Origin of the sequence: Paracoccus binzhouensis, from assembly GCF_016446475.1 — a bacterium.
Taxonomy (GTDB): domain Bacteria; phylum Pseudomonadota; class Alphaproteobacteria; order Rhodobacterales; family Rhodobacteraceae; genus Paracoccus; species Paracoccus binzhouensis.
Genome location: NZ_JAEHFP010000189.1, coordinates 1 through 4,572, shown reverse-complemented (window position 1 = coordinate 4,572; position 4,572 = coordinate 1). Strand labels below are relative to the sequence as shown.

Annotated in this window: 5 protein-coding genes and 2 pseudogenes; 5 read left to right on the top strand and 2 right to left on the bottom strand. The window is 69.1% G+C overall.

Translation table 11 applies throughout. From position 1 onward, the window contains the following. Both I9P22_RS23325 and miaA read right to left on the bottom strand, forming a co-directional pair. Positions 1–208: pseudogene (locus tag I9P22_RS23325) on the bottom strand (AraC family transcriptional regulator); the annotation flags it as partial. A 117-nt stretch (positions 209–325) separates the two neighbouring features. Further along, the gene (gene miaA / locus I9P22_RS23320) at positions 326–1,210 is read right to left on the bottom strand and encodes a tRNA (adenosine(37)-N6)-dimethylallyltransferase MiaA (protein ID WP_199262551.1); all 885 of its coding nucleotides are present in this window, start codon (positions 1,208–1,210) and stop codon (positions 326–328) included. An 85-nt stretch (positions 1,211–1,295) separates the two neighbouring features. Here miaA and pyrH point away from each other — a divergent pair, with 85 nt between their 5' ends. From pyrH to I9P22_RS23295, 5 genes and pseudogenes are all read left to right on the top strand, one after another. Beyond that, positions 1,296–2,030, top strand: a complete 735-nt coding sequence (gene pyrH, locus I9P22_RS23315; protein ID WP_199262549.1) for a UMP kinase — start codon at positions 1,296–1,298, stop codon at positions 2,028–2,030. Positions 2,031–2,110: 80 nt separating this feature from the next. Further along, on the top strand, positions 2,111–2,674 hold the full coding sequence (frr, locus tag I9P22_RS23310; RefSeq protein ID WP_072462785.1) for a ribosome recycling factor: 564 nt from the start codon (positions 2,111–2,113) through the stop codon (positions 2,672–2,674). A 4-nt stretch (positions 2,675–2,678) separates the two neighbouring features. Next, a complete protein-coding gene (gene uppS, locus I9P22_RS23305) occupies positions 2,679–3,413 on the top strand; it encodes a polyprenyl diphosphate synthase (RefSeq protein WP_199262547.1) in 735 nt (244 codons plus the stop codon). Next, the gene (locus tag I9P22_RS23300) at positions 3,410–4,264 is read left to right on the top strand and encodes a phosphatidate cytidylyltransferase (RefSeq protein WP_199262545.1); all 855 of its coding nucleotides are present in this window, start codon (positions 3,410–3,412) and stop codon (positions 4,262–4,264) included. Before uppS ends, I9P22_RS23300 begins: the two co-directional genes overlap by 4 nt. A 4-nt stretch (positions 4,265–4,268) precedes the next feature. Beyond that, positions 4,269–4,572: pseudogene (locus tag I9P22_RS23295) on the top strand (1-deoxy-D-xylulose-5-phosphate reductoisomerase); the annotation flags it as partial.

Genomic DNA, 4,572 nt, shown 5'->3' with positions numbered 1-4,572 from the left:
CCGGCGCAGCCGCGCCGGCCACGATGGGGGCAAGCACCGCGGGCTTTGCCACCGGCGCGGTTCCCGGCTGCTGGGCGGGTTCCCGCTGCAACCTGGGGTCGTGCTCGGCCGGTTCCATGATCCCCGGCGCAGTGATGCCGGCCGCCCGCAGCCGGGCCAGCGCGGGATCGGAATCGGTGCTGTCGAAGGCGCGAAAGGCTTTGTTCATAAGGGCGCGGCTTTCAGCAGATCCATAAACACAACCTAGACTCCGGACGTGAGTTCCCGAAGGGTTTACACAGCTTATGGTTGCTAAAAGTTTAATATGTCTCTTTTCGGTGACGACTCAGCGGCCGGCCTCGATCCCGTGCCAGTCGCGCATCCGGTTGCGAAAGAAGCTGCGCTGCGCCTTGGCATATTGCCGGGTGGCGGTGATCGCCCGTTCGACCGCCTCGTCGAGGCCGAGCGCGCCCTGCAGATGCGCCACCAGCTCGGGCGCGCCGATGGCCTTGGCCCAAAGCGCGGCGGGGTTCCAATGCGGCAGCATCGCCCGCACCTCCTCCAGCGCGCCCTGCTCCAGCATCAGGCGAAAGCGCCGGGCGATGCGCCCGGCCAGCCAGTCGCGATCGGATTGCAGCACCAGGCGATGCGCGGCCCCGGGCGCGATCAGCGGCGCCGGCGTCTCGGCCTGCCAGGCGGCGATGCCGCGGCCGGTGGTTTCCAGAACCTCCCAGGCGCGCTGCACGCGCACGGGATTCTTCAGGTCGATGCGCGCGCGGGTCGGCGAATCGAGCCCGGCGATCATCTGCGCCAGTCCGTCGGGTTCGCGCAGAAGCGCGTCGGCGCGGGCGCGGATCTCGGCCGGCGTCGGCGGGATCACCGCCAGGCCGCGGGTCAGCGCGTTCAGGTATAGCCCGGTGCCGCCGACCACGATCAGCCGGCCGCGCAGCGCTGCGACCTCGGCCAGCCATTCGCCCACGGAATAAAGCCGCTCCGGCGCGACATGGCCGTAAAGCGCATGGGGGGCGCGGGCCTCGTCCTCGGCCGTGGGGCGGGCGGTCAGCACCCGCCAGCAGGACCAGACCTGCAGCGCATCGGCATTGACCACGGTGCCGCCCTGCGTCTCGGCGATCCGCAGCGCCAGGGCGGATTTGCCGCTGGCGGTGGGCCCGGCGATCAGCACGTGGCGGCCCGGATCGAGTCCGGCCGGAAGCTCGTGACGCGGGGTCATGGCGACCTGGGAAGGCGGCGGTTGAACATGGCCCCTGTTTGCGACATTTTGCCCGGCAATGAAACCGTCGCGAAAAGGTGAACCCATGTCGGAAAGCGCGTCCCAGATCCCCGGAAAATACTCGCGCGTGATGCTGAAGATTTCGGGGGAGGCGCTGATGGGGGACCAGGGCTACGGCCTGCACCCGCCGACCGTCGCCCGCATCGCGCAAGAGGTCAAATCCGTCCATGACATGGGCGTCGAGATCTGCATGGTCATCGGCGGCGGCAACATCTTCCGCGGCTTGCAGGGCAGCGCCCAGGGCATGGAGCGGGCGACCGCCGATTACATGGGGATGCTGGCCACGGTGATGAACGCGCTGGCCATGCAGGCGGCGCTGGAGGCGCTGAAGATCCACACCCGGGTGATTTCCGCGATCCGCATGGACGAGGTGGCCGAGCCCTATATCCGCCGCCGCGCCGTCCGCCACCTGGAGAAGAAGCGCGTCTGCATCTTCGCCGCCGGCACCGGCAACCCCTATTTCACCACCGACACCGCCGCCACGCTGCGCGCCAACGAGATGAACTGCGAGGCGATCTTCAAGGGCACCAAGGTCGATGGCGTCTATGACAAGGACCCGAACAAGTTCGCGGATGCCAAGCGCTATGACGATGTGACCTATGACGAGGTGCTGCAGAAGCACCTGGGGGTGATGGATGCCTCGGCCATCGCGCTGGCGCGCGACAACGACCTGCCGATCATCGTCTTCTCGCTGGACGAGCCGGGCGGTTTCCGGGGGATTCTGGCCGGCAGCGGCACATATACGCGCGTGCATGGGTAAAATGCCCGTATAGGCTTTGCCATGCGGGCGCCGCTCGGCTAAAAGCGCTGAAAACCACAGCACAGAGGCCATGACCGAGCATGTCCGACGAGATCGAGATCGACACCGACGACCTGGAACGCCGCATGAAGGGCGCGATGGAATCCCTGCGCCATGAATTCGCGTCGCTGCGCACCGGCCGCGCCTCGGCCAGCATGGTCGAGCCGATCATGGTCGACGCCTATGGCTCGCCCACGCCGATCAACCAGATCGGCACGGTCAACGTGCCCGAGCCGCGCATGGTCACGATCAACATCTGGGACAAGGCGCTGGTCGGCAAGGCCGAGAAGGCGATCCGCGAATCGGGCCTGGGCATCAACCCGCAGCTCAACGGCACCATCATCATGCTGCCGATCCCCGAGCTGAACGAGGAGCGCCGGCGCGAGCTGACCCGCGTCGCCGCACAATATGCCGAGCATGCCCGCGTCGCCATCCGCAACGTGCGTCGCGACGGCATGGACCAGATCAAGAAGGCCAAGTCCTCGGGCATGTCCGAGGACGACCAGAAGTTCTGGGAAGGGGCCGTGCAGGAGCTGACCGACAAGATGATCGCCTCGGTGGACCAGGCGCTCGAGGCGAAGCAAGCCGAAATCATGCAGGTCTGACCTGATGGCCGAAACCGCAGCCAGCCTGTCGCAATCCGCCGGGGGGGACCAGCGGCCCCGTCACGTCGCCATCATCATGGATGGCAACGGCCGCTGGGCCAAGAACCGGGGCTGGCCGCGCCTGGTCGGCCACCGCCGCGGCGCCGAGCGCGTCAAGCAGATCGTGCGCGCCTGCCCGGACCTGGGGGTGAACTGGCTGACGGTCTATGCCTTCTCGACCGAGAACTGGAAGCGCTCGACCGAGGAGGTGCTGGGCCTGATGGGCATCTTCGCCCGCTATATCGAGCGCGAGGCCGACGGGCTCTCGGCCGAGGGCGTGCGGATGCGCTTCATCGGCGGGCGCGAGCGGCTGGACCCCAAGCTGCAGCGGCTGATGGCCGGGATCGAGGCGCGCACCGCCGGGAACTCCCGGTTGAACCTGACGGTGGCGATCAATTACGGCGGCCGGGACGAGCTGACCCGGGCGGCGGCGCGGCTGGCCGCGCGCATCGCCCGCGGCGAGATCGCCGAGCCGACCGAGGCCGACCTGGCCGATTGCCTGGACACTGCCGGCCATCCCGACCCCGACCTAGTGATCCGCACCAGCGGAGAGACGCGGACCTCGAATTTCCTGCCCTTCCAGGCGGCCTATTCCGAATACGAGTTCACCCAGACGCTCTGGCCGGATTTCACGCCCGAGCATCTGGCCGAGATCCTCGACCGCTTCGGGCTGCGCGAGCGGCGCTTCGGCAGCGCATGACCGGGGACAGGCCGCAGCCAAGCCGCCTGCGCGGCGCCTTGCAGCGGGGACGCGACAAATGGGCCGATCTGTGGCCCCGCGTCGTCTCGGGCCTGGTGCTGGCGGCGCTGGGGCTGGTGCTGCTGCTGTCCTCCGGCCTGTGGCTGCGCCTGGGCGTCGCGGCGGTGATCGGCCTGATGATGTGGGAATTGGCGCGGCTGACCGGCTGGCGCCACCCGGAATTCCACAGCCCGCGCCATCCGGTGCTGATCGGCATCCTGGCCGGGCTGGTCATGCTGGCGATGCTGGTGCTGCCCGGCGACTGGCCGATGGCGCTGGTGCTGGTGCCGATGATCGCCGGCTGGCACGGCACGCATGAGCATGAGCGGCCGGCCTATCTGCTGTTCACCCTGGCCATCTTCGGCGCCGGCTATGCGCTGGTGGTGATCCACGAGGTGATGGGCCTGCCGACGCTGCTATGGGTGGTGGGCACGGTGGTGCTTTCGGACGTGCTGGGCTATTTCGTCGGCCGCAAGCTGGGCGGGCCGCGCTTCTGGCCGGCGATCAGTCCCAAGAAAACCTGGAGCGGCACCATCGCCGGCTGGGTCGGGGCGCTGCTGCTGGGGCTGGTGCTGCTGGTCGCCGGGCTGGCGGGCTGGGCGGTGCTGGTCGCCGGGCCGCTGGTCGCGGTGGCCGGGCAGTTCGGCGACATCGCCGAAAGCTGGCTCAAGCGCCGGGTCGGGGCCAAGGACAGTTCCGAGCTGATCCCCGGCCATGGCGGGGCGCTGGACCGTTTCGACGCCATGTCGGGGGCGCTGCTGCTGGCGCTGGTCCTGCTGATGGCGAACCTTCTGCCGGTGATCGGAGGCTGAGACGATGCGCAGCGTATCGGTGCTGGGCGCGACCGGATCGGTCGGTGAAAGCGCATTCGACCTGTTGATGCGGGCCGGCGGGCCGGATGCCTTCCGCACCGTTGCCCTGACCGGCGGCGCCAATGTCGCCCGCCTGGCCCAGATGGCCCGCGCCCTGCGCGCCGGGATCGCCGTCACCGCCTGGCCCGAGAAGCTGTCCGAGCTGCGCGCTGCGCTGGCCGGCAGCAGCATCGAGGCGGCGGCGGGGCCGCAGGCCGTGGCCGAGGCCGCGGCACGCCCGGCCGACTGGACGCTCTCGGCCATCGTCG

Bases quoted from the DNA above. Each gene is read 5' to 3' on its own strand.
- miaA (WP_199262551.1), bottom strand. From the start codon at position 1,210: ATGACCCCGCGTCACGAGCTTCCGGCCGGACTCGATCCGGGCCGCCAC.
- pyrH (WP_199262549.1), top strand. From the start codon at position 1,296: ATGTCGGAAAGCGCGTCCCAGATCCCCGGAAAATACTCGCGCGTGATG.
- frr (WP_072462785.1), top strand. From the start codon at position 2,111: ATGTCCGACGAGATCGAGATCGACACCGACGACCTGGAACGCCGCATG.
- uppS (WP_199262547.1), top strand. From the start codon at position 2,679: ATGGCCGAAACCGCAGCCAGCCTGTCGCAATCCGCCGGGGGGGACCAG.
- I9P22_RS23300 (WP_199262545.1), top strand. From the start codon at position 3,410: ATGACCGGGGACAGGCCGCAGCCAAGCCGCCTGCGCGGCGCCTTGCAG.